Below are 24,223 nucleotides of genomic sequence, written 5' to 3'. Positions count from 1 at the left end.
CAAAACGGAGCGCACAATGCTGACCTTTATTCTTCGCCGAGTTGCCGCGGGCATCGTGGTGCTCTGCGCGATCTCCTTCATCACCTATTTCCTCCTCTATTTCTCCAGCGCCAACATTGCGCGCAATATCCTCGGTGAGTTCGCCAGCCAGGACCAGGTCCAGGCCAAGGAAATCGCTCTGGGGCTGGACCAGCCGCTCCTGCCGCGGTTCTTCACCTGGGCCGGACACGCCATCACCGGAGACTTCGGCACCTCCTGGTTCACCTCCGAGCCCGTGGTCCACGCACTGGAGAACCGGCTGCCGGTGACCCTGACGCTGGTGGTGGTCGCCATTGTGTTGATCGCGATCTGTGCCACGCTGCTGGGCATGGCCGCCGCGGTGAAGCGCGGCTGGATCGACCGGGCCGTCCAGACCGCCGCCGTCGTCGGCGACGCCATCCCCGGATTCGTCATCGCCATCGTCCTGGTGACGCTCTTCGCCATCCAGCTGAAGATCTTCCCGGCCACCAGTTCCATCGTCCCCGGTGCCGACGCGGGCGTGTGGATCGCCTCCATGGCGCTGCCCGTTATCGCTCTGTTGATCAATGGTGTCACCGGCGGTGCGCAGCAGATCCGCAGTGCTGTGATCAAGCAACTGGAAAAGGACTACGTCCGTACCCTGCGCAGCCGTGGAATCAGTGAGCGCGAGATCCTCTTCAAACATGTGCTGCGCAGCGCCGCACCGGCCGGACTGACCGTCTTGAGCCTGCAGTTCGTGGGCATGCTCGGTGGTGTGGTCATCATCGAGCAGATCTTTGCCTTGCCGGGCATGGGCGCTTTGGCTGTCCAGTCCACCACCATGGGAGACATCCCGCTGGTCATGGGTGTGGTGTTATACACCGTTGTCATCGTCATTATTGTCAACCTGCTGGTGGATCTCATCAACGGTTGGCTCAACCCGAAGGTGCGTGTTTCATGAGCCAGCCTGCAGCCGCGAGCGGCCAAACGGGAACGGTGGTCCGTTCGCGTGTCGTTACCCGGATTCTGAAGAATCCCATGGGTCTGGCAGCCATCATCATCCTGGCCGTGATGGTGTTGTTGGCCGTGCTGGCCAATGTCCTGGCGCCCTTTGACCCCAATTTCGCCAACATCGGCAAGTCGCTTGCAACTCCGGACACCAGCAACATCCTGGGCACCGACAGCGTGGGCCGCGATGTCTGGAGCCGCCTGGTCTTTGGCGCACGGACCACGCTGCTCTCGGCCCTGCTCTGTGCAGCGGTGGCCATCGGCATCGGCCTGCCGGCCGGACTGATCGCCGGCTACTACGGTGGAAAGTTCGACTCGGCGGCCAACTGGGTGGTCAACATCCTCATGAGCCTGCCCGGCATCATCGTGCTGCTCACCGTGCGGGCAGCCTTCGGCCCGTCCGTGTGGATCTCGATGATCGCCTTCGGCATCCTCATCAGCCCCGGCTACTTCCGCCTGACCCGGACCTCCGTCCAGGCGGTCCGCAACGAGCTGTATGTGGACGCAGCCCGTGTGGCCGGCCTCAGCGATGCGAGCATCATCAGCCGGCACATTTTCTCCGTGGTCCGCGCACCCATCATCATCCAGACCGCCATGGTCTGCGGCGTCGCCATTGCCATCCAGTCCGGTCTTGAGTTCCTTGGCCTGGGCGATCCGACCATCGCCACGTGGGGTGTGATGCTCAGCGAGGGCTTCAAGAACGTCTACCTCAACCCGACTCTGCTGCTCTGGCCGGCCCTGGCCATTGGCCTGAGCATCGGTGGCCTGGTGCTGCTGGGTAACGCAGTCCGCGACGCACTCGAAGACGGCATCAAGTTCAAGGCCCGCAAGAAGCTGCCGGCACCCGCTGGCACAGCAACTGATCGTACAACGGCGGAACCCACCACCCGCGCCAGCCGCAAGTCGGTCGCTGCGGTGGAATTGGGCACCGAACACCACCTGGTCAAGGTCTCGCACTTGGGCGTTGGCTACCCGCAGGCCGATGGTTCCATCAAGAAGGTTGTCGACGACGTCTCCTTCCACGTGGACCGAGGCGAAGTCCTGGGCATCGTGGGCGAATCCGGCTCGGGCAAGTCCCAGACGGCCTTCTCCATCCTTGGCCTGCTTCCGGACAATGCCCGGATTGTGGCCGGCAGCATCCAGTTCGACGGCACCTACACCGTGGCTCCCGGCGATGAGCGGGTCAACCAGGGCAGGCTTTCGCCCCTGCGCGGGAAGCGGATCTCCTACATTCCGCAGGAGCCGATGTCCAACCTGGACCCAGCCTTCACTGTCGGGTCCCAGCTGGTGACGCCGATGATGCGGGTGCTGGGCAGTTCCAAGTACGAGGCCCGGAAGCGTGCCCTTAAACTGTTGTCCGACGTCGGAATCGCCAACCCGGAGCGGACCTTCAACGCCTATCCGCATGAGGTCTCCGGCGGCATGGCCCAGCGCGTCCTCATCGCCGGCGCCATCAGCTGCGAACCGGACCTCATCATCGCCGATGAACCCACCACGGCCCTGGACGTCACAGTCCAGGCCGAGGTCCTGGACCTCATCCGCGATCTGCAGCGCAGGCTCAACGTTGGCGTCATCTTGGTGACGCATAACTTCGGCGTCGTCGCGGACCTCTGCGACCGCGTTGTGGTGATGCAGAACGGAAGGCTCGTCGAGGAAGGCCCGGTGCGGGAGATCCTGCGGGATCCCAAGGACATCTACACCCGCACCCTCCTGGCCTCCATGCTCGAGGGCAAGGAACCCATGTCCATGCTCGTATCAGCGACCTCCCAGGGGGCGGCATCATGACAGCAACCACAGCCACCGACGCTGCAAGAGGTCCCGCTGGCGAACGTGAATGTCTCCTCCGGGTCGATAACCTGGTGGTGGAATACCCCGGAAAGGGCTTCCGCGCCAAGCCGTTCCGGGCCCTTACCGACATCAACATCTCCATCGGCCAGGGCGAAACCCTCGGACTCGTAGGAGAGTCCGGTTCAGGGAAGACCACGCTGGGACGGGCCGTCCTGGGCCTCGCGCCAGTCACCGGAGGCAAGATCACCTTTGAGGGCCAGGACATCAGCCATGCCAGCCGCAAGCAGCGCCGTGTCCTGAGCCGCGACCTCCAGGTGGTCTTCCAGGACCCGTACACCTCGCTGAACCCTGCCCTGGAAATCGGGGACATCCTCGCCGAGCCCCTGGGAGTGCAGGGCAAATCCCCGGCCGAGGCCAAGAAGCGGGTCCGTGAACTGCTGGACCAGGTGGGCCTGCCTTCCGATGCCATCAACCGCCTGCCGCGCGAATTCAGCGGCGGCCAGCGGCAGCGCGTGGCGATCGCCCGTGCCCTGGCTCTGTCTCCGAAGCTGATTGTCTGCGACGAGCCCGTGAGCGCCCTTGACCTGACGACCCAGGCACGCGTTCTTGACCTCTTCCTGCAGATCCAGCGGGACACCGGCGTGTCCTATCTGTTTGTCTCCCACGACCTCGATGTGGTCCGCCACATCAGCCACCGCGTGGCTGTCATGTACCGCGGAGAGATCGTGGAACAGGGGTCGGCCGACGTCGTCACCCGGGACCCCGAACACCCCTACACGCAGCGGCTGCTCCTCGCTTCCCCCGTGCCGGATCCGGACCGCCAGGAGAAGCGCCGCGCTGACCGCCACCGGCTGCTTGAGGTCCAGCGGCAGCAGAACGAACAGGCCGCTGCCCTCGCGTAGAGGGCTGCAACGAAAATCACCGAACAGATAACCAGGGGAGGACCAATATGGCCACAATAGGCGTACAGGCAATGATGCTGAAGGACAGCTTCAGTGAAATCGGGGCGTTCGAGACGCTCCGGAAGGTCAGTGCGATCGGCTACAACGCCGTCGAGATCTCACAGATTCCCATGACGGCGGAGAACGTCGCGGAACTGGACCGGTCCCGCACCGAGCTCGGGATGGACATCGCCGCGCTGTCCGTGGCAATGGAGATGCCCAAGGGGCGCCCCGGCGACTCCCTCAAGGACCACTTCGACAAGATCGTCGACGACGCCAAGCGCCTGGACTCCAGGCTCCTGCGCATCGGCATGCTGCCGTTCCCTGCGATGAAGTCCATCGAAGCCGTGATCGACTTCGCCAAGGAAGCCAACGGCTACGCCGAGCGGCTGTCCGAACACGGGATCGGCCTGTACTACCACAACCACCACATCGAGTTTGCGAAGTTCGACGGCAAGTACATGCTGGACATCATCGCGGAGAACTCCCCGGCCATGGGCATGGAAATCGACGTCCACTGGGTGCAGCGCGGCGGGTTGGATCCGGTGCGGACCATCGGGAAGTACGCCGGCCGGACGGCCATGGTCCATTTGAAGGACTACCGGATCGGTGAGCTGCCGGAGGCCGCTTTCGGGATGCTGGAAACCGGGGACCTTCCGGGCTTCATGCAGGCGTTCAAGAACGTGGTCCAGTTCGCGGAGGTGGGAGAAGGCAACCTCGACTTCCCCTCGATCATCGATGCAGCCCAGGCCGCCGGCGCCCAGTACCTGCTGGTGGAGCAGGACGAGCTCTATGGCCGGACCGTCTGGGACGCCCTGCAGACCTCCTACGACAACCTCGTGGCCATGGGCCACGCCAAGCTGTTCTAAGACAATACGGAGAAACACCACATGAGCAAGAAAGTACGCCTCGGCATCATCGGCCTGGGCCAGCAGGGCGGCATGTACGCCAAGTTCATCACGGACGGCCTGGTCCCCAATATGGAGATCGGTGCCATCTGCGACACTGATCCGGCCAAGAGGGAAGTTGCCTCGGCCACTTACCCGGACGCGCCGTTCTACGACGACTACATCGCCATGCTCGAAAGCGGCGACGTCGACGCGGTAGTCACCTGCGTTCCGCACTTCCTGCACCCCGAGATGGGCATCGAGGCCCTGAAGCACAACATCCACGCGCTCGTGGAGAAGCCGGCCGGCGTCTACACCAAGCAGGTCAAGGAACTGAACGAGTTCGCTGCCAGCAAGCCGGAGCTGTCCTTTGGCATCATGTTCAACCAGCGCAACAACCCGCTGTACAAGAAGCTCAAAGAGATCGTGGACAACGGCGAGATCGGTGCCATCCGCCGCAGCAACTGGATCATCACCAACTGGTGGCGCCCGCAGGGCTATTACAATTCCAGCGAATGGCGCGCCACCTGGGGCGGCGAAGGCGGCGGCGTCCTGGTCAACCAGGCACCGCACCAGCTGGACCTGTGGCAGTGGATCTGCGGCGTGCCGCAGTCCGTTTACTCCAAGGTTGCCTACGGCTTCCGCCGGGACATCGCCGTCGAAGATGAAGTCACCGCTGTCGTCGATTACGGAGACGGCGTCACCGGCGTTTTTGTCACCGCCACGCACGACCTCACCGGCACCGATCGCTTCGAGATCCTGGGTGACCAGGGCAAAATCGTGGTCGAGAACAGCAAGACCGCTACCGTGACCCGCCTGAAGAAGCCTGAGCGCGAGCTCAGCGAGGGCATGGATATGGGCGACGTCCGGAAGCTCTTTATGGGCCAGCTGAACCCGGAGGAGTACTACACCACCGAGGTCATCGAGTTCGAATCCGTCTGGGGTGCCCAGCACGCCGGTGTCCTGGAGAACTTCGCGGCCAACATCCTGGACGGCACTCCGCTGCTGGCCCCGGGGTCGGACGGCATCAACGGCGTGCGCCTCGCCAACGCCATCCACCTCTCCAGCTGGACGGGCAAGGAAGTGGGCCTGGACTTCGACGAGGACGAGTTCCTCGCGGAGCTCAACAAGCGGATCGCCGAAGAAGGCAAGTTCCCCGAACGCGCCTAGCCGCGTCTAGCCGGCAACCCCAGCCCAACCGACTCGCAGTTGTTGTCGTTTTGAGCGCTCAAAACGACAACAACTGCGAGCTAGTCGGGTTGTTTCCTCGGTAGGATGGGGCGGTGACTGAACCCGCGAAGCCCGACGACGCCGCAACCACGGCACCGGTCAAGAAGCATGGCCGGGGCGGCAAGTCCAGTGCGACCATTTATGACATCGCCAGGGTTGCCGGAGTCAATCCTTCCACTGTCTCCCGGGCGCTGAGCAAACCGGGCCGGGTCAGCGCGAAGACCCAGAGGCTGATCGAGGATGCCGCCGCCGAGCTCAACTATCACGTCAACCCCTTTGCCCGCGCCCTGCCCACCGGCCGGACCAGTACCCTGGGCCTGATCGTCGCCGACATCACCAACCCCACCTTCTTCGACATCATCCGGGGCGCTGGGGCCACCGCCGCGCTCCGCGACTACACGTTGATCCTGGCGGACTCTGCGGAGTCCGCGGTGACGGAGGTGACCGCGGCCAGGCGCATGATGGCGGCCGCGGACGGCCTCATTCTGGCCAGCCCACGCATGGACGACGACGAGATCCGTGAACTCGGCCTGGACAAACCGGTGGTGGTGATCAACCGCGAGGTCCAGGGCGTTCCTTCTGTTGTCCCGGACGTCAACAAGGGAATCGGCGAGGCGGTCCGCAGCCTGGCCGCCAACGGCCACCGGAAAGTGGCCTTCGTGGCCGGACCGCGGCAATCCTGGATGTCCGCGCGGCGCTGGGAAGGTGTCCAGGCGGCCTGCGAATGGTCCCGGCTGGAAGCCGTGAGGGTGGAATCCAGCAAGCCCACCGTCGACGGCGGCCGGCAAGCGGCGCGTGATGTCCTGGCCAGCGGCGCTACGGCCGTGCTGGCCTACAACGACCTCCTGGCCATCGGCCTGATGCAGGAACTCCAGGCCGCCGGCGTGGCCGTGCCCGACGACATCAGCATCGTGGGCTTTGACGACATTTTCGGCGCAGATTTCACCACGCCGCCGCTGACCACGGTGCGCTCCCCGCTGGGCGAATGCGGCTCGGCTGCAGTCACGATCCTGCTGGATATGCTGCATGGCGGCGCCGGCGGTGTGGCCGGGGCTGCCCCGACGCTGCGCGTGGAGACCGAGCTGGTCCTCCGCGGCTCCAGCGGCCGGCTCCTGCCCCAGCGACGCCCTTAGTTTCCCGCGCCGCGCAAAATTCCTGCCGCTGCGGGAATTCCCGGGTCGCCGGAGAAATTGCGCAGCGCCAGCCGAATTCCGAGTCGCCGACATCACCTGCCCGGCACCCGCAAGCAGCTGGCAATTTTTGGCAACCGGTTGACAAGCCGGTGAGTGAGGCCGGACCATTGATCTATGTCACAGTCGATTGCCGCCAACCCAGACCGGCTCCTCCCCGCGGATCCCGGCACGCGCAGCATTGCGCGCGAGCTCCTGGCCCGGGTCCAGGATCTTCCCATCATTTCCCCGCACGGGCACGTTGACGCCGCTGTCATCGAGCACAACACGCCCTTCCCCGATCCCGCGGCGCTGCTGGTGAGCCCGGACCACTACGTGACCCGCCTGATCCACGCGAGCGGCGTCCCGCTGGAGCAGCTGCGCCCGCAGGCCGGTGCCCAGGCCGACCCGTCCGCCGCGGCACCGGAATCGCGCAAGGTGTGGCGTGCGTTCTGCGAGGCCTGGCCGCTCTTCGAGGGCACCGCCTCCGGCTACTGGCTCCGCGACCAGTTCCACAGCGTTTTTGGCCTGGAGCAGGAAATCTCGGCGGAGTCTGCCGATGCCAGCTACGACGCCATCTCGGCCAAGCTGATCGAACCGGGTTTCCGGCCCCGCCAGCTGTTCAAGGACTTCAACATCGAGGTGCTGGCCACCACCGACGATCCGCTGGATGACCTGGCCGCCCACAAGGCCCTGGCCCAGGATGCCACCTTCCACGGCCGCGTGCTCCCGACCTTCCGGCCGGACGCCTACCTGAACCCGGCCAACCCCGCCTGGGCCGGCAACGTTGAGCGCCTCATCGCGGCGGCGGGCGACGGCGGCAGCGGTTTCGCCGGCTACCTCACGGCCCTGGAGAGCCGGCGTCGTTACTTTGTGGAGCACGGCGCAGTCTCGTCCGACCATGGCGTGCGCACGCCGCGCACCCTCAAGCTGGACGCCGCAGACGCGGAGCGCCTCTTCGAGCGGGCCCGTTCCGGCGAAGCCACCGCCGCCGAGCGCGAAGACTTCGAAGCCCACATGATGTACCAGATGGCGCGGATGTCGGTTGAAGACGGGCTGGTCATGACCATCCACCCGGGTTCCTTCCGCAACCACCACACGGATACGTTCAATAAGTACGGTGCGGACACCGGGCACGACATCCCCTTCGCGATCGACTACACCGCCTCGATCCGGCCCGTCCTGCAGGACTTTGGCAACCACAAGGATTTCCACCTGGTGCTCTTCACCATGGACGAGACGGTCTACTCGCGCGAACTCGCGCCCCTGGCCGGCTTCTACCCCTCGGTGTACCTCGGTGCCCCGTGGTGGTTCCTGGACGCGCCGGACGCCATGCTGCGCTTCCGCTCCGCCGTCACCGAAACCGCAGGCTTTTCGCGCTCCTCCGGCTTCATCGACGACACCCGAGCCTTCTGCTCCATCCCGGCCCGGCACGACGCCTCCCGCCGGATCGAAGCGTCGTTCCTGGCCCGCCTCGTGGCGGAGCACCGGGTCAGCGAGGACCGCGCCCATGAACTGATCGTCGACCTCGTCGACGGCGCTCCCCGAAGGGTCTTCAAGCTGTGACCATCCACGAGGCCGCCCCGGCCACTGAAACCTCTGCGCCTGCCTCCGCACCGCAGGAATCCACCCTTCCGCAGCTGAACCGCCGGCTCCGCCCCTCGGCGAAGGCACCCGTGCGGATCGTCCACCTGGGCCTGGGGGCCTTCCACCGCTCGCACCAGGCGTGGTACACCCACCATGCCGGCGACGCTGCGGCCTGGGGCATCGCTTCCTTCACCGGCCGCCGCCCCGACGCGGCGCTGGCGCTGGCCGAGCAGGATGGCCTCTACACGGTGGTTGAGCGCGGTGACACGGGCGACTCCTTCGAGATCGTCAGCAGCATTGTCGACGCAATCGACGGCGCCGACGTCGGCCGGCTTGCCCAGCTCGTGGCAGCGCCGGCCACGGCGGTGATCACCCTGACCATCACCGAGGCCGCCTACCGCCTGGGCGCCGACGGCAGCCTGGACCGGGCAGCGGCCGACGTCGTGGCGGACCTTGACCTGCTGGCCTCGGGCAGCGGAACGCCGGTGACGCCGCTGGGCCGGCTCGTCTTTGCCCTCGCCGCCCGCCGGGCCGCCGGCGGCGGCCCGCTCGCCGTCGTCTGCTGCGACAACCTTTCCAACAACGGAACGGTTGCCCACAACGCAGTAGTCGGTCTTGCCGAGGCCTGGGACGCCGGATTGGCGGCCTGGATCGATGCGCAGATCAGCTTTGTCAGCACCTCGGTGGACCGCATCACGCCTCGCACGACCGAAGCGGACCTCGCGGCGGTGGAGGCCGCCTGCGGCTACCGCGACAACTCGCCGGTGGTGGCCGAGCCCTTCCGTAACTGGGTGCTCAGCGGCGGCTTCCCTGCCGGACGCCCGCGCTGGGAGGACGCCGGAGCGGTGTTCGTGGACGAGATCGAGCCCTACGAAAACCGGAAACTGTGGCTCCTCAACGGCGCGCACTCGCTGCTGGCGTACGCCGGGCAGTTGCGCGGCCACACCACCGTCGCAGGGGCGCTGGCGGACCCCGTCTGCCTGCAGGCTGTGGAACAGTTCTGGGACGAAGCGGAGGCCAACCTGCACGGCGCCGACCTCCGGATCCCCGAATACCGCGCCGAACTGCTGGCCCGGTTCCGGAATGCCCGGATAGCCCACCACCTGGCCCAGATCGCGATGGACGGCAGCACCAAGCTCCGGATGAGGGCGGTTCCCGTGTTGCTCGCCGAGCGGGCGCAGGGGCGGTCCGGGGCAGCCGCGGCCCTTGTGATCGCGGCCTGGATGGACTTCAGCGCCGCGGCGCCAGCGTTCCACGATCCGCTGGCGGCGGACGTGGTCGCGGCCAACACCCGGGGCGGCGCCGGGCGTGTCCGCGCACTGCTGGCCCTGCTCAGCCCCGACCTCGCCGGCGACGACGACGTGGTCCGCCTCATCGAAGATCTGGGCGGCAGCTTCTCCGGGCCGGCTGTCCAGGAGTAAGGCGCACCAATCCACAGGCGTCGCGCTGCCCGGGCCTGCAGCATCCGCTTCGGGCCCGGGCAGCGAACGTTTCAGCAGCGGCTGGACGGCGCCGCAGAAAACATTTGGCAACCGCTTGCCAAATGTTTGCCACGTGACTAGGATTACAGCCAGAGAAAACGCTGGCCGCCAGCACCGGCCCGGCCGATCCACCGACGGTCCCACCCCGCAACGACGCGTAAGGATTCCCCAGATGCTGAAGCCCCAGGCAAGTGAAACCCGCGAGATCATCAACCTCGACGGCCTCTACCGGTTCAAGGTGGACTTTGACCGCAGCGGCCACCAGGAGGAATGGTTCAAGGGCCCGTTGCAGTCGCCCCTGGAAATGGGCGTCCCGGCCAGCTACAACGACGTCTTCCCCGACAAAGCCATCCGCGACCACGTGGGCTACGTCTGGTACCAGCGCGAGGTGCGCGTCCCCCGCGGCTGGGCAGGGGAGCGCATCCATCTCCGGCTCGACTCCGCCACGCACGAGGGAATGGTGTGGGTGGACGATGTCCTCGTGGCCCAGCACACCGGCGGCTACATGCCGTTCGCTGCTGACATCACCGGACACGTGACGCCGGGCCAGACCTTCCGCCTCACCGTCTCCGTCAACAACGAGCTGACCCAGGCCACGATCCCGCCCGGCAGCATCACCGTGACCGAGGACGGCCGCCGCCAGCAGAGCTACCTCCACGACTTCTACAACTATGCGGGCCTGCACCGCAGCCTCTGGCTGTACAGCACACCGGCCGTGACGGTGGACGATATCACCGTGGTCACCGGCTTCGACGGCCCCACCGGCAGCGTCGACTACACGATCGCGACCGCCGGCGGTACCGGCACCGAAGCAGTCGCCGTCGTCCTGAAAGACGCCGACGGCGCCGAAGTGGCCAGGGCCGAAGGCGCCGAAGGCACCCTGGTGATCAACGACGTCGTGCTCTGGAAGCCGGGCGCCGCCTACCTTTACAGCCTCACCGCCGAGATCCGCGACGGCGGCCAGTTGCTGGACAGCTACACGCTGCCGGTCGGCGTCCGCACCGTGGAGGTCCGCGGCAACGAATTCCTGATCAACGGCGAACCGTTCTACTTCACCGGCTTCGGCATGCACGAGGACCACATCGCCATCGGCAAAGGCCACAGCAACGCCCAGATGGTCAATGATTTCCAGCTCCTGGACTGGGTGGGCGCGAACTCCTTCCGGACTTCCCATTACCCCTATGCCGAAGAGGTCATGGAGTTCGCCGACCGGCACGGCATCGTGGTGATCGACGAAACCGCGGCCGTGGGGCTGCACCTGGGCTTCGGCGCCGTCTTCGGCGGCATCTCCAAGAAGACCTATACCGAGGGCGGCGTGGACGGCAAAACCGCCGCCAACCACCGGCAGGCCATTTCCGAGCTCGTGGCCCGGGACAAGAACCGCCCCTCTGTCGTGATCTGGTCCATCGCAAACGAACCCAATGGCTCCGAGGAAGGTGCCCGCGAATACTTCCAGCCCCTCGTGGAGCTGACCCGGGAACTGGACCCCACCCGTCCCGTGGGCTACGTCAACGTCATGTTCGACACCCCGGACAAGGAACTCCTGGGCGATCTGTTCGACGTCATCATGCTGAACCGCTACTACGGGTGGTATCTGAACAACGGCGACCTCGAAACCGCGGAGCAGGTCCTCGAGAAGGAACTGCGGGAATGGGAAGCCAAGTACGGCAAACCCATGATCATGACCGAGTACGGACCGGACACCATGCCCGGCTTCCACTCGATCTACGAGCAGCCCTGGAGCGAGGAATACCAGGCCGCCTTCCTGGCCATGTACCACCGGGTCTTTGACCGCGTGGACGCCATGGTGGGCGAACAGGTCTGGAATTTCGCGGACTTCCAGACCTCCAACGGCATCATGCGCGTGGACGGCAACAAGAAGGGTGTCTTCACCCGGGACCGCCGCCCCAAGCCCGCAGCCTACGCATTGCGCCAGCGCTGGACTGCGCTGGCCGGCAACAAGAACTCCACCAGTGCATAGCCCTTTTCATATGCAGTATCGCCGGCCTCCAGGGGCCGGCAACGGGTAAAGGAGCCCACACAATGAAAAAGCTGAACAAGCTCAGCATCATCGGCTATGGAGCCGGGGATGCGGCAAACAACCTCGCCTTCACCACCGCCACGATGTTCCTGCTGGTGTACTACACCGACGTGGCCGGGATCTCCGCCGCGGCCGCCGGAACACTGCTGCTGGCGGTCAGGATCTTCGATGCCTTCGCCGACGTTTTTGCCGGCCGGGTGGTGGACCGTGCGTTCAGCAAGCGGTTCGGCAAGTTCCGCCCGTTCATCATGTTCGGTTCCATCCCGCTGCTCCTGCTGAGCGTTGCCACGTTCTCCGTCCCGCAACTGGGCGAATCCGGCACGCTGCTCTACGCCTACGTCACATACGCGGCCCTCGGCCTGGCCTACAGCCTGGTCAACATCCCCTACGGCTCCCTGGCCGGTGCGATGACCCAGGACCCGGGGGACCGGGCCAAACTGGGCTCCGCCCGGATGATCGGCGCCTTGCTGGTCGGTTCCGCCCTCGGAATTTTCGTCGCTCCGCTCATCAAGCCCGGCGCTGACCTGCAGGGAACCTTCACCACCATCACCCTGGTGTTCGTGGCGATCGGTGCCGCCCTGTATTTCTTCACCGTGCTGACAGCCAAGGAGAGGGTGCACCGCGCCGTCCCCAACGTCACGTTCAGACAGAGCATGGACACGCTCAAGGGCAACAAGCCGCTGCTGATGCTGTGCCTGAGCTCCTTCTTCTTCCTGACCGGATACCTGGCGCTGACCTCGGTGCAGCTGTACTACCTGCGTGACGTGCTGCACCGCCTTGACCTGTACCCGGTTCTCTCCATCGTCCAGCTGGCACTCACCTTCGTGCTGGCGGGCTTCATGCCCAGGCTGGTCCGGAACCTCGGCAAGAAGCGCGTCTACATCTACTCGGCGCTGCTGACTGTCATCGGCGGCGCGGTCATCTTCCTCACCCCGGCCAGTCAGGTCTGGATCGGCTTCGCCGGCCTCGTTGTCAGCCTGGTGGGCGTCCTTGCCGTCAACATCGTGGTGTGGGCGCTGGAAGCCGACACCGTTGAATACGGTGAATGGCGCACCGGCGTGCGCACCGAAGGCATCACCTATGCCCTGTTCTCCTTCACCCGGAAGACCGGCCAGGCGGTGGGCGGCGCACTTGCCGCCTACGCCCTGGCCCTGGGCGGCTACAAGTCCGGCGCAGCCCAGACGGCGGATGCGGTATTCGGCATCCAGTTCGCGGCCGGTGCTCTGCCGGCGATCATGACCATCCTGGCCGTCCTGGTGATGTCCAGGTACACGCTCACCGACGCCATGCACGCCCGGATCCTCACCGAGATCCAGGACCGCCGCAAGAACTCCGAAGGCGCCGCCATCACGGCAGCAGCCGACGAAAAACCCACAACGCCCGGCGCCGCCGCAGCCCGTTCAGGCGCAGCCACGCCGCCCGCCTCAGCCAGCAACTAGCACACACCGACCCAGCACCGCCCCAGCCCCGCTCGAAAGGACCAGCTGTGAAAATCATTGCCGCGGAAGTCTTCGTGACAAGCCCGTCCCGTAACTTCGTCACCCTCCGGATCACCACGGACGACGGCGTCACCGGGATCGGTGACGCGACCCTGAACGGGCGTGAACTGGCCGTCGCCGCGTACCTCAAGGAGCACATCGCGCAGCTGCTGATCGGCAAGGACCCGCACCGGATCGAGGACACCTGGCAGTTCCTGTACCGCAGCTCCTACTGGCGCCGCGGGCCGGTGACGATGGCCGCGATTGCCGCCGTCGACATGGCGTTGTGGGACATCAAGGGTAAAATGGCCGGGATGCCGGTCTACCAGCTCCTGGGCGGGGCGTCCCGGAATGGGCTGCGCGCCTACGGGCACGCCTCCGGCTCGGACCTCGAGTCCTTGTTCGATTCGGTCCGCGAGCATCTGGAACTGGGCTACAAGTCCATCCGCATCCAGACCGCCGTCCCGGGCATCAAGGCCGTCTACGGCGTCGCCGCCCAGGCCCAGGCCTCCGGGGAACGCTACGACTACGAGCCCGCCGGCCGCGGCGCCTTCCCACAGGAAGAGGACTGGGACACCCGCGCCTACCTGCGGCACCTGCCCACCGTCTTCGAGGCCGTCCGCAACGAGTTCGGCCCGGAGATCCCGCTGCTGCACGACGGGCACCACCGGATGACCCCGATCCAGGCGGCCAAGCTCGGCAAGGCGCTGGAACCCTACGACCTGTTCTGGCTCGAGGACTGCACCCCGGCCGAGAACCAGGAAGCACTGCGCCTGGTCCGGTCGCACACCACGACCCCGCTGGCCATCGGCGAAATCTTCAACACCGTGTACGACTTCCAGACCCTGATCAAGGAACAGCTGATCGACTACGTCCGGGCCGCCTCGACGCACTTCGGCGGGATCTCGCCGCTGAAGAAGGTCATGGACTTCGCCGCCCAGTACCAGATCAAGTCCGGCTTCCACGGCCCCACCGACATTTCCCCGGTGGGCTTCGCCGCGCAGCTGCACGTCGGCCTGGCCATCCACAACTACGGCATCCAGGAATACATGCAGCACTCCGACAAGACCAACGAGGTCTTCGAGCAGTCCATGACGTTCAAGGACGGCTACCTGCACCCGGGCGACAAGCCCGGCATCGGCGTCGAATTCAATGCCGAGGCCGCCGCGGCCTACCCGTACCAGCAGGCCTACCTGCCCTACAACCGCCTCGTCGACGGAACGGTCCACGACTGGTGATGAACAACGACTTGGAAACGACAGCCCTTAGCGGGCGCCGCGTTGTTGTTATGGGCGTTTCGGGCTGCGGCAAGACCACCATCGGCGACCTCGTCGCCCGTGAACTGGACGTACCCTTCCTCGACGGCGACTCGCTCCACCCGGTGGAAAACGTCGCCAAAATGGCGGCCGGCACCCCGCTGACGGACGAGGACCGCTGGCCCTGGCTGGCCACCGTCGGCAGCGCACTCGCCAGCGCCAGCGTCGGGGCGGGCGGACTGGTCCTGGCCTGCTCCGCACTCAAGCGCAGCTACCGGGACGCCATCCGCGCCCAGGCGCCGGACACCGTGTTCCTGCACCTGCACGGCAGCAAGGACGTCCTCGGTGCCCGGCTGGAAGGCCGCAGCGGCCACTTCATGCCGGCCGCGCTGCTCGACTCGCAACTGGCGACACTGGAAGCGCTGGGAGCGGACGAGTCCGGCGTCGTAGTGGACATCGCTGCCCCGGTGGACCGCGTGGTCAGCGAGGCGCTGGCCGGCCTCGCCGGGGGGGCCGCCCGTCCGGCGCAGCCCGGCGCGGACGTTGCCGGACCGTTCCTGGTGGATCTGGCCGCGGCACCCTTCAACCTCGACGGCGACGCCATCGCCTGGGTGGACGCCACCCTGGCATCGATGTCGCTCGAGGAAAAGATCGGCCAGCTGTTCATCAACCACAACAACGACTACTCCCCGGAGTACCTCGACGGCGTCCTGGACAACTACCACGTCGGCGGCATGCGCTACCGGCCCGGCCCCTCGGCCGCCGTGCAGGAACACATCCGCTACGCGCAGTCCAGGACCAAGGTCCCGCTGCTGGTGGCTTCCAACCCGGAAATGGGCGGCGCCGGAAGCTGCGACGACGGGACCTTCGTCTCCACCCACCTGCAGGCCGGCTCGCATCCGGACAAATCAATCGCCCGGCAGATGGGGCAGGTCGCCGGCGTCGAGACCGCAGCCCTTGGCTGCAACTGGGCGTTCGCCCCGATCGTGGACATCCACTACAACTGGCGGAACACCGTCATTTCCACCCGGTCCTTCGGCAACACCCCGGAAATCGTGGTGGAGCGGGCCAAGGAGTACTTCGACGGCATCAGCGAGTCGCCCACCGTATGCGCCATGAAGCACTTCCCGGGCGACGGCATCGACGAGCGCGACCAGCATGTGGTCACGTCCTACAACACCCTCGGCTACCGGGAATGGAGCAAGACATACGGCCACGTGTACCGGGAAATGATCGCCCACGGTGTGCAGTCCATCATGATCGGCCACATCGGCGCTCCGGAGCTCACCAGGCACTTCCGTCCCGGTACGGCGGATAAGGACATCATGCCCGCCAGCCTGGCCCCCGAACTGCTGCAGGACCTGCTCCGCGGCGAACTCGGCTTCAACGGGCTCATCCTCACCGACGCGTCCCAGATGATCGGCCTTACCCAGGCCATGAAGCGCAGCGAGCTCGTCCCGGCCACCATTGCGGCCGGCTGCGACATGTTCCTGTTCTTCCGGAACCCGGCCGAGGACTTCGGCTACATGATGGACGGTTACAAGTCCGGGGTCATCACGGAGGAGCGCCTGCACGACGCCCTGCGCCGGATCCTGGCGCTCAAGGCATCCCTGGGGCTGCACACGAAGCCCCGCGAAAGCCTGGTTCCGCCGGTTGAAGCCCTGGACCTGATCGGCAGCGAGGCCCACCGGGCCATCGCGGCCGGGATCGCGGACAAGACCGTCACCCTGGTCAAGGACACCGCGAACAACCTGCCGATCACGCCGGAGACGCACAAACGCATCCGGCTGTACGGCATCTCCGGCGGCGCGGACTTCACCCGCGCCGATCCGCTGGCCTACCTGGACACCGTCAAGGACGAGCTGCAGAAAGCCGGCTTCGAGGTGCACCTGTTCAAGACGGCCGACCAGCGCGAGGCGGAGGGGGAGACCGGTGTGAATTTCATGTCGATCATCTCGGAGGAAGCCACCGGCGGCTACGCCGACAAGTACGACGCCGCGTTTGTCTTCGCCTGCGTCTTGGGCTTCGCCCAGGAAGCTGCCATCCGGATCAAGTGGTCCACCCCGATGGCCGCAGAGATTCCCTGGTACGTCACCGAGGTCCCCACCGTGTTCGTGTCGCTCAACCAGCCCAACCACCTGATTGACGTGCCGATGGTGAAGACGGCCATCCACGCCCACGCCGGAACACGTGAGGCCATCCGGGCAACCATCGACAAGATCCAGGGTAAATCGGAGTTCCAGGGGACGTTCAACGGGAACGTCTTCTGCGATTCCTTCGACACCCGGCTCTAGGGTTCCGGACCTGCGCTACGCAGAATACCCGGCGCTGCGCGGATCCGCGCAGCGCCGGGTATTCTGCGTAGCTCCGGCGCCGTTGCGCAGCGAAAACCACTCCAACGGCGTAGCGTGTGGCCATGGAGAAGACCGGATGTGCCGTGGTGGGCGGCGGCCCCGCAGGTATGATGCTGGGCCTGCTGCTGGCCCGGGCAGGGGTGAAGGTGACCGTGCTGGAGAAGCATGCAGACTTCCTCCGGGATTTCCGTGGCGACACCGTCCACCCCTCCACCATCCGGCTGCTCGACGAGCTTGGCCTGGGCGAGGAATTCCGCCGCCTCCCGCAAAGCCGGCTGCAGAACGTCGCCTTCCCGGTCCCGGGCGTCGGCGAGGTGGCGGTCGGCGAGTTCGACTCGCTGAAGCCGCCCTATAACTACGTGGCCATGATGCCGCAATGGGATTTCCTGAACTTCCTCGCCGGGGCCGCTGCCCGGGAGCCAGGTTTCACCCTTCGGATGGAACACCACGTGACGGCCCTGATGCGCGACGGCGCCCGGGTCACCGGAGTGCGCTACCGCACGGCGGACGGCGCGGCGCGCGGGATCGAGGCGGACCTCGTCGTAGCCTGCGACGGCCGGCACTCCGTGCTGCGGCGCACCGCCGGGCTGGTGCCGAAGGACTTCCCGGTGCCGTTCGACGTCTGGTGGTTCAGGCTGCCGCGGCGTGCCGCCGGCCCGGTCTCCGCGGACTCCCCGGACCACGGCCCGGTGGCCGGCATCGTGCCCGCTTTCGGCAAGGGCGAGGCCCTCGTGGCGCTCTTCCGTGATGACTACTACCAGATGGGCTACCTCGCGCCGAAGGGCGCCGACGCCCTCATCCAGGCCGAGGGTGTGGAGCGGTTCCGTGCACGGATCGCGGCGCTGCGCCCGGACCTGGCCGACCGTGTGGACGCCATCGCCTCACTGGCTGAGCTGCACCACCTCGACGTCCGCCTGGACCGGCTGCGCCGCTGGCACCTGGACGGGCTGCTCTGCATCGGCGACGCGGCCCATGCCATGTCTCCGGCGGGCGGAGTGGGCATCAACCTGGCCATCCAGGATGCCGTGGCCGCGGCGGCGCTCCTCGCCCCGGCCCTCCTGCGCGGCGCCGTACCCGAGAAGGAGTTGGCGGCAGTGCAACGACGGCGGCGCATGCCCACCGTCGTTGTCCAGACCGCCCAGCGGGTCCTGCAGCACACGCTGTTCGGCCCCATCCTGGCCGGAAAGCGCTCCGGGGTGCCGCGGCCGTTGCTTTTCGTGGCCCGGCATGCGCCGGTGCTCCGCAGAGTCCTGCCGCGGCTGATCGCCTTCGGTCCCCGGCCCGAGCACGCCCCGGCGTTCGCCCGCCGGGCCCAGCGGCGGGCCTGACCGGCCCGGCGCTTCTAGCCGTGGGCCGCGAGGTAGCCGATCAGGCCTTTGACCGTGGCCACCTCGGGGTAGTCGCGCTCGGGAATGTCGATCCCGGTGTCCGTGTCGATGATTTCCACGAGCCGCAGGAAATCCAGTGAATCGAGTTCAAGGTCCTGCCGCAGGCGGGAATCCTCGGCCACCTCCGCCAGGTCCACATCGGGGGCGACCTTGGCGATGGCGGCCTGGACCGCCGCGCGGGCGTCCTGTTCGTTCATGGTGCTTCCCGTTTCACAGTTCCTCCGGTTTCTGCAGCAGTTCTTCGATGCGGGCGAGGTAGCGGCCGCCGCGCAGCCCGTCGCTGACGCGGTGGTCGGCCGAGAGCGTGGCAATGACGGCATGACGGACGCCGAGCATCCCGTTCTGCGCCCACGGCTGTTCCATGACGCGGCCGAAGCCGACCATGGCGACCTGCGGGGGATAGATGACCCCGTACACGCTCTCCACGCCGAGGTCTCCGAGGTTGGTCACGGTGATGGTCGGGTCAGCCATTTCAGCACGCTGCAGCCGGCCGGCGCGCGCACGGCTGACGAGGTCCCGCAGTTGCTCCATCAGCACGTCCACGGGAAGCGTGTCGGCGTCGTGTATCGCCGGTGCCACGAGGCCGCCCTGGCGCAGGGCCACCGCGATGCCAAGATGCACGCGGGCGCTCGGCCGGAACCCGCCGTCGTCGTAGAAACCGTTGACCTCCGGCACCTCCTTGGCCGCGAGTGCCGCGGCCTTGAGCAGGAGCGCGGAGGGGACCAGCCTGGCGGCGACCGGCCGCTGGGCGTTGACGGACTGCATCCAGGCGACGGCGGCGCGCAGGTCTACGGTGGTGCTCAGGTAATAGTGCGGGATGGTCTTCTTCGAGCGCGCCATCAGCGTGCCGATGGCGCGGCGCAGGCTGGCTACCCGCTCGCGCCCCTCCGCAGGCTTTCCTCCGGCCGGCTCCTCCCGGGGCGCCCCGGGATGCACCTGTGGTGCAGGGGCCAAGGTCTCCGGTACAGCTGCCTCCGGAACGGTTTCCTCCGCACGGCTGCCCACGGCGCCCTGCACGGCGCCCTGCGCGGCGCCCTGCACGGCGCCCTGCACGGCGCCCTGCGCGGCGCACTGCACGGCGCCCTGCACGGCGCCCTGCACGTCGGTCACCGTCACGGCGCCCTGCGGACCGGTGCCGGCAATGGCTGCAAGGTCGACGCCAAGCTCGGCAGCGAGGCGCCGGGCCCGGGGCGAGGACCGGACGTGGCCGGCGGTGCTTGGCCGGGCTGCCACCGCGTGCTCCACGTCTGCCCGGGTGATGGCCCCGTCCCTGCCGGTGCCGTGGATCGTGGCCGGGTCCACCCCCAGCCGGTGCGCAAGGTGCCGGACCGGCGGCGCAACCGGGACAGCTGGTGGCGGGGCTGCTGCCGCCGGGATGCCCGGGGCGGGCTTCGCGCGCGGCGGCGCCTCGCGGGCCGGCGCACCGGTCTCGGCCGGGGTCTGCGTGATCCGGGCCAGCGGGGTGCCGACGGGCACGGTTTCGCCCAGGTCCACCAACAGCTCGGCGACGACGCCCTCCTGGAAGGATTCCACGTCCATGACGGTCTTGTCGGTGTCGACGACGGCCACGAGGTCCCCGCGGCGCACGTAGTCGCCGGGCTTGACCAGCCACTCGACGATCTTGCCGTGCTCCATGTCGGCCCCGAGCGAAGGCATCAGGAAGTCACCCATGCGCCCCTGCCGCCTCCCGCGCCGCGGCGACGATCCGCTCCACCGAGGGCAGGGCGGCCAGTTCCAGGTGCTTGGCATAGGGGATCGGCACCTCGGCGCTGCAGACCCGGCCCACGGGCGCGTCCAGGTCAAAGAAGGCATGCTCGGTGATCCGGGCGCTGATTTCCGCGGAGATGCTCCCGCTGCGCCATCCTTCGTCCACCACCACCGCCCGGTGCGTCCGGGCGACCGAGGCGAGGATGGTGGCCTCGTCGAGCGGGCGGAGCGTGCGCAGGTCCAGCACCTCCGCGTCGATGCCCTCGCCCGCGAGCTGCTCCGCGGCGTCGAGCACGGCGGGAAGCGTCCCGCCGTAGGTGATCAGCGAAAGATCCTGGCCGGGACGCCGGATGGCGGCGGTGTCGATATCCACCGGGCCGGCGTCGTCGTCGAGTTCCCCGGCGACGTTGTAGAGCGAGCCGTGCTCGAAGATCAGCACCGGATCGGGATCCTCGAGTGCCGTCCACAGCATCCCGCGGGCATCCGCCAGGGTGGCCGGGGCGAGGATGCGCAGGCCGGGGATGTGCGCGTACCAGCCTTCGAGGCTGTGGGAGTGCTGGGCGCCCAGCTGCCGGCCGGCGCCGGTGGTCATCCGGATGACGAGCGGCACGTGGAACTGCCCGCCGGACATGTGCAGCAGCGAGGCGGCGTTGTTCACGATCTGGTCCAGCGCGAGCAGGCTGAAGTTCACGGTCATGATCTCCACGATCGGGCGCATCCCGCCGAGGGCCGCCCCGATGCCGGCGCCGACGAAGCCGGACTCGGACAGCGGCGTGTCACGGATCCGCTCCGGGCCGAATTCCTCCAGCAGCCCCAGGCTTACCGCGAACGATCCGCCGTAGGCTCCCACATCCTCGCCCATCAGGAACACCCGGGGATCGCGCTGCATCGCTTCGCGGATCCCGGCCCGGAGCGCCTCGCGGTAGCTGGATTTCATGGCTCGCTCCGCTCGCTGCCGGCGCCGTCGCTGCCGGTGCCCCACTCGCTGTAGACGAAGCGCGTGAGCTCCTCGACCGGCTCCAGTGTCCCGGCTTCGGCGAAGGCGACGGCGGCGGTAACCTCCGCGGCGGCATCCGCCTGCAGCTGTGCCCACTCCGGCTCGGAGAGCTGGCCCGCTGCCTCCATTCTGCTGCGGAGCAGGGCGATGGGGTCCCGTTCCTGCCATCTCGCGACCTCGGCCTTCTCGCGGTACCGTTCGGGATCGAACATCGAGTGGGCGCGGAAACGGTAGGTGCGCAGTTCCAGGAAATGCGGGCCGCCGCCCGAGCGGACGGCGTCCACGGCCCGGCGTGCGGCCTCCTCGACGGCGAGCACGTCCATGCCGTCCACGGCCCAGGCCGGGATCTCGTAGCCGGAGGCCTTGAGTGCGATGTCCGTCTGTGATTCCGAGCGGCCCAGCGCGGTTCCCATGGCGTAGAGGTTGTTCTCGCAGCAGAACAGCACGGGGAGCTGCCAGAGCGCCGCGAGGTTGAGGCTCTCATGGAACTCGCCCTCGGCGACGGCGCCTTCGCCGAAGAAGCACACGGTGACGTTGGGCCGCCCGGCCATTTTGTCCGCGAGCGCCAGGCCGACGGCGAGCGGCAGCCCCCCGGCGACAATTGCGTTCCCGCCGTAGAAGTGCGTGGCGGCGTCAAAGAGGTGCATCGAGCCGCCCCGGCCGCGGCAGCAGCCCTCGACGCAGCCGTACATTTCGGCCAGGATCGCCCCGGCGGGGACGCCGCGGAGCAGCGCGTGGCCGTGTTCCCGGTAGGTGGCGGCGACGGCGTCGTCCGGGGACAGCGCCTCCAGGACCCCCGCTGCGACGGCTTCCTCGCCGATGTAGACGTGCAGGAAGCCGCGGATCTTGGCGGCACTGTACAGCTCGACGCACTTCTCTTCGAGCTGCCGCACGCGGAGCATCTGCAGCAGCAGATGCCGCCCGTGCTCCGGATCCAGCGGGCGCGGCGCCGGATCCAGCGGGCCGCTCATTGCTGTGCCTGCTGTGTCGGGGCGGGCGGCGTTTCGATGGTGGAGGTGTCGCCCTCGGGCAGGCCGAGTTCGCGGGCCTTGAGCAGGCGGCGGAGGATCTTGCCGCTGCGGGTCCGGGGCAGGGCCGGGGTGAAGTCCAGCAGCCGTGGCGCCACGGCCGGACCCAGCCGCTTGCGGGCGAAGCCGATGATGTCCAGCTGGAGCGCCTCGGAGGGTTCCCAGCCCGGGCGCAGTTCCACGAAGGCCTTGACGATTTCGCCGGCCACCGGGTCGGGGACGCCGATCACCCCGGCCTCGGCCACGGCGGCGTGCTCCATCAGGGAGCTTTCCACTTCGAAGGGGCCGATCAGGTGCCCGGAGGACTTGATCACGTCGTCGCCGCGGCCGACAAACCAGTAGTACCCGTCGGCGTCGCGCTTGGCGAGGTCGCCGGTGAGGTACCAGCCACCCACGAAGCAACGGCGGTAGCGCTCCTCCTCGTGCAGGTAGCCGCGGAACATCGAGGGCCAGCCAGGACGCAGCGCCAGTTCGCCCACCGCGTCCGGCGCCGTCACGAGCACGGCCGCGCCGTCGCGGACGATCGGTTTGTCCTGTCCGTCGCGGGCCACGAGGGCCGCCTCGACGCCGGGCAGCGGGCGCCCCATCGAGCCCGGGCGGATCTCCGTGGCGGCGTAGTTGGAGATCATGATGCCGCCCGTCTCGGTCTGCCACCAGTTGTCATGCACGGGCTGGCCGAAGGCCTCCTGGCCCCAGACCACGACCTCCGGGTTGAGCGGTTCGCCCACGCTGGCGACAAAGCGCAGTGCGGACAGATCATGGCCCGCGGCGCGCTCCGCCCCGGCCTTCATGAGCATCCGCAGGGCCGTAGGGGCGGTGTACCAGACGGTGACGCGCTGTTCGGCGAGGATCCGGTACCACCGGTCCGCGTCCATCTCCTCCTCGTCCACGATCGTCGTCACGCCGTGGGTGAGGGGCGCGATCACGCCGTAGGAGGTGCCGGTGACCCAGCCCGGGTCGGCCGTGCACCAGTAGATGTCCTCCGGATGCAGGTCCAGGGCGGAGCTGCCGGTCGCGTGGTGCGCGGTGACGGCGTCGTGGACGTGGATGGCGCCTTTCGGGGTGCCGGTGGTGCCGGACGTGAAGTGCAGCAGGGCCATGTCCTCGGCCTGCGTCGGGGCAATCCCGCCGTCCGGCGGGGCTTCGCGCATCAGCGCGGCGAGGTCCAGGGTGCCCGGTTCCGGCTGGCCGTCGGCGTCGGTCAACAGGATGTGGCGCAGCTCCGGAAGCGAATCGCGCAGCTGCGCGATCTTCTTGCGGTACAGCGCCCGGGTGGTGACCAGCGCCCGGCCCGAGCCCAGCTGCAGCCGCTGGCGCACGGGTTCCGGGCCGAAGGCGGAGAACAGCGGGCAGAAGACGCTGGCATTCTTGAGCGTGCCGAGCACGGCGATGTACAGCGCGGGGCCGCGGCCTGCCAGCGAAAAGACGCGCTCACCGCGCCCGATGCCGAGGCCGCGCAGCACGCCGGCAAAGCGGTTGGTCTGTTCGGCGAGCTCGGCGAAGCTCAGGGAATGGCTGGTGCCGTCGGCCCGGACGAACCGGAGGGCCTCGCGTCGGCCGCGGCCGCCGGCTGCGTGCCGGTCCACGGCCTCATAGGCGATGTTGATGCCCCGGCCGCCGGGCAGTCCTGACAGTTCGTGGCGGGCTTCATCCCATGTGAACGCGGCACACGCCGCGCCATAGTCCACCAGGTTCGGCCGCACCCGGAGGCTGCCAAGGTCTTTGGGAATCGTGGGCCAGCGGATCGAAGGTTCGGTTCCTGCCGTCATGCTTCCATCGGACTCCTGCCGGCCCGGGCTGCCTAGAGTAAAAAGACCCGTGCCTCGGCGCCCGCACAAAAGGGGCCACTCGAATCCCCGTGGCCCCGGCGACATCTGGGCAGCCGG

At 67.5% G+C, this 24,223-nt stretch carries 18 protein-coding genes; 13 read left to right on the top strand and 5 right to left on the bottom strand.

Going from position 1 to position 24,223, the window contains the following annotated elements; translation table 11 throughout:
- The first annotated feature begins 16 nt into the window (after positions 1-16).
- The 13 genes from E5206_RS01100 to E5206_RS01040 all read left to right on the top strand — a co-directional run bounded on the left by E5206_RS01100 (position 17) and on the right by E5206_RS01040 (position 18,545).
- Positions 17-958: an ABC transporter permease gene (locus tag E5206_RS01100; RefSeq protein ID WP_136320874.1), complete on the top strand. Its 942-nt coding sequence runs from the start codon at positions 17-19 to the stop codon at positions 956-958.
- Positions 955-2,790 (top strand): dipeptide/oligopeptide/nickel ABC transporter permease/ATP-binding protein, encoded by a 1,836-nt coding sequence (locus E5206_RS01095; protein WP_136320873.1) that lies wholly within the window; start codon positions 955-957, stop codon positions 2,788-2,790. Before E5206_RS01100 ends, E5206_RS01095 begins: the two co-directional genes overlap by 4 nt.
- Positions 2,787-3,695: an ATP-binding cassette domain-containing protein gene (locus tag E5206_RS01090; RefSeq protein ID WP_136320872.1), complete on the top strand. Its 909-nt coding sequence runs from the start codon at positions 2,787-2,789 to the stop codon at positions 3,693-3,695. Before E5206_RS01095 ends, E5206_RS01090 begins: the two co-directional genes overlap by 4 nt.
- A gap of 71 nt (positions 3,696-3,766) precedes the next feature.
- Positions 3,767-4,603: a sugar phosphate isomerase/epimerase gene (locus tag E5206_RS01085; RefSeq protein ID WP_136320871.1), complete on the top strand. Its 837-nt coding sequence runs from the start codon at positions 3,767-3,769 to the stop codon at positions 4,601-4,603.
- A 21-nt stretch (positions 4,604-4,624) separates the two neighbouring features.
- A complete protein-coding gene (locus E5206_RS01080) occupies positions 4,625-5,791 on the top strand; it encodes a Gfo/Idh/MocA family oxidoreductase (RefSeq protein ID WP_136320870.1) in 1,167 nt (388 codons plus the stop codon).
- A 113-nt stretch (positions 5,792-5,904) separates the two neighbouring features.
- Positions 5,905-6,984 carry a LacI family DNA-binding transcriptional regulator gene (locus E5206_RS01075; protein ID WP_136320869.1) on the top strand — a complete coding sequence of 360 codons (1,080 nt, stop codon included), beginning with the start codon at positions 5,905-5,907 and terminating at the stop codon, positions 6,982-6,984.
- Between the two features lie 174 nt (positions 6,985-7,158).
- Positions 7,159-8,586 (top strand): glucuronate isomerase, encoded by a 1,428-nt coding sequence (uxaC, locus tag E5206_RS01070; protein ID WP_136320868.1) that lies wholly within the window; start codon positions 7,159-7,161, stop codon positions 8,584-8,586.
- Positions 8,587-8,660: 74 nt separating this feature from the next.
- A complete protein-coding gene (locus E5206_RS01065) occupies positions 8,661-10,028 on the top strand; it encodes a mannitol dehydrogenase family protein (protein ID WP_240690093.1) in 1,368 nt (455 codons plus the stop codon).
- Between the two features lie 232 nt (positions 10,029-10,260).
- Positions 10,261-12,069 carry a beta-glucuronidase gene (gene uidA / locus E5206_RS01060; protein ID WP_136320867.1) on the top strand — a complete coding sequence of 603 codons (1,809 nt, stop codon included), beginning with the start codon at positions 10,261-10,263 and terminating at the stop codon, positions 12,067-12,069.
- A 62-nt stretch (positions 12,070-12,131) separates the two neighbouring features.
- A complete protein-coding gene (gene uidB / locus E5206_RS01055; RefSeq protein WP_136320866.1) occupies positions 12,132-13,568 on the top strand; it encodes a glucuronide transporter in 1,437 nt (478 codons plus the stop codon).
- A 47-nt stretch (positions 13,569-13,615) separates the two neighbouring features.
- A complete protein-coding gene (manD, locus tag E5206_RS01050; protein ID WP_136320865.1) occupies positions 13,616-14,845 on the top strand; it encodes a D-mannonate dehydratase ManD in 1,230 nt (409 codons plus the stop codon).
- Positions 14,845-17,157 carry a gluconokinase, GntK/IdnK-type gene (locus E5206_RS01045; RefSeq protein ID WP_136320864.1) on the top strand — a complete coding sequence of 771 codons (2,313 nt, stop codon included), beginning with the start codon at positions 14,845-14,847 and terminating at the stop codon, positions 17,155-17,157. Before manD ends, E5206_RS01045 begins: the two co-directional genes overlap by 1 nt.
- 122 nt (positions 17,158-17,279) lie before the next feature.
- Entirely contained in the window at positions 17,280-18,545 is a 1,266-nt protein-coding gene (locus tag E5206_RS01040) for an FAD-dependent oxidoreductase (protein WP_136320863.1), read from the top strand.
- Between the two features lie 14 nt (positions 18,546-18,559).
- Here the strand turns inward: E5206_RS01040 and E5206_RS01035 are convergent, their stop codons facing one another.
- The 5 genes from E5206_RS01035 to acsA are packed head-to-tail and all read right to left on the bottom strand — an operon-like array spanning position 18,560 to position 24,106.
- Positions 18,560-18,802: a phosphopantetheine-binding protein gene (locus E5206_RS01035; RefSeq protein ID WP_136320862.1), complete on the bottom strand. Its 243-nt coding sequence runs from the start codon at positions 18,800-18,802 to the stop codon at positions 18,560-18,562.
- A gap of 13 nt (positions 18,803-18,815) precedes the next feature.
- Complete coding sequence (locus tag E5206_RS01030; RefSeq protein WP_136320861.1) at positions 18,816-20,276, bottom strand: dihydrolipoamide acetyltransferase family protein; 1,461 nt, start codon at positions 20,274-20,276, stop codon at positions 18,816-18,818.
- Positions 20,269-21,249 carry an alpha-ketoacid dehydrogenase subunit beta gene (locus E5206_RS01025; protein WP_136320860.1) on the bottom strand — a complete coding sequence of 327 codons (981 nt, stop codon included), beginning with the start codon at positions 21,247-21,249 and terminating at the stop codon, positions 20,269-20,271. The genes E5206_RS01030 and E5206_RS01025 overlap by 8 nt, the downstream gene beginning before the upstream one ends.
- Positions 21,246-22,280, bottom strand: coding sequence for a pyruvate dehydrogenase (acetyl-transferring) E1 component subunit alpha (gene pdhA / locus E5206_RS01020; RefSeq protein WP_136320859.1), 1,035 nt, complete (start codon positions 22,278-22,280; stop codon positions 21,246-21,248). The genes E5206_RS01025 and pdhA overlap by 4 nt, the downstream gene beginning before the upstream one ends.
- Entirely contained in the window at positions 22,277-24,106 is a 1,830-nt protein-coding gene (gene acsA, locus E5206_RS01015; RefSeq protein WP_136320858.1) for an acetate--CoA ligase, read from the bottom strand. Before acsA ends, pdhA begins: the two co-directional genes overlap by 4 nt.
- Between the last annotated feature and the right edge of the window lie 117 nt (positions 24,107-24,223).

This window comes from Arthrobacter sp. PAMC25564 (genome assembly GCF_004798705.1).
Classification (GTDB): Bacteria; Actinomycetota; Actinomycetes; order Actinomycetales; family Micrococcaceae; genus Arthrobacter.
The sequence above is the reverse complement of the archived record's forward strand: the minus strand, read 5'-3'. Positions and strand labels throughout refer to the sequence as shown.

Bases quoted from the DNA above. Each gene is read 5' to 3' on its own strand.
- E5206_RS01040 (WP_136320863.1), top strand. From the start codon at position 17,280: ATGGAGAAGACCGGATGTGCCGTGGTGGGCGGCGGCCCCGCAGGTATG.
- E5206_RS01085 (WP_136320871.1), top strand. From the start codon at position 3,767: ATGATGCTGAAGGACAGCTTCAGTGAAATCGGGGCGTTCGAGACGCTC.
- E5206_RS01025 (WP_136320860.1), bottom strand. From the start codon at position 21,249: ATGAAATCCAGCTACCGCGAGGCGCTCCGGGCCGGGATCCGCGAAGCG.
- E5206_RS01030 (WP_136320861.1), bottom strand. From the start codon at position 20,276: ATGGGTGACTTCCTGATGCCTTCGCTCGGGGCCGACATGGAGCACGGC.
- acsA (WP_136320858.1), bottom strand. From the start codon at position 24,106: ATGACGGCAGGAACCGAACCTTCGATCCGCTGGCCCACGATTCCCAAA.
- E5206_RS01045 (WP_136320864.1), top strand. From the start codon at position 14,845: ATGAACAACGACTTGGAAACGACAGCCCTTAGCGGGCGCCGCGTTGTT.
- pdhA (WP_136320859.1), bottom strand. From the start codon at position 22,280: ATGAGCGGCCCGCTGGATCCGGCGCCGCGCCCGCTGGATCCGGAGCAC.
- E5206_RS01035 (WP_136320862.1), bottom strand. From the start codon at position 18,802: ATGAACGAACAGGACGCCCGCGCGGCGGTCCAGGCCGCCATCGCCAAG.
- uxaC (WP_136320868.1), top strand. From the start codon at position 7,159: ATGTCACAGTCGATTGCCGCCAACCCAGACCGGCTCCTCCCCGCGGAT.
- E5206_RS01090 (WP_136320872.1), top strand. From the start codon at position 2,787: ATGACAGCAACCACAGCCACCGACGCTGCAAGAGGTCCCGCTGGCGAA.
- E5206_RS01095 (WP_136320873.1), top strand. From the start codon at position 955: ATGAGCCAGCCTGCAGCCGCGAGCGGCCAAACGGGAACGGTGGTCCGT.
- uidB (WP_136320866.1), top strand. From the start codon at position 12,132: ATGAAAAAGCTGAACAAGCTCAGCATCATCGGCTATGGAGCCGGGGAT.
- E5206_RS01080 (WP_136320870.1), top strand. From the start codon at position 4,625: ATGAGCAAGAAAGTACGCCTCGGCATCATCGGCCTGGGCCAGCAGGGC.
- E5206_RS01100 (WP_136320874.1), top strand. From the start codon at position 17: ATGCTGACCTTTATTCTTCGCCGAGTTGCCGCGGGCATCGTGGTGCTC.
- uidA (WP_136320867.1), top strand. From the start codon at position 10,261: ATGCTGAAGCCCCAGGCAAGTGAAACCCGCGAGATCATCAACCTCGAC.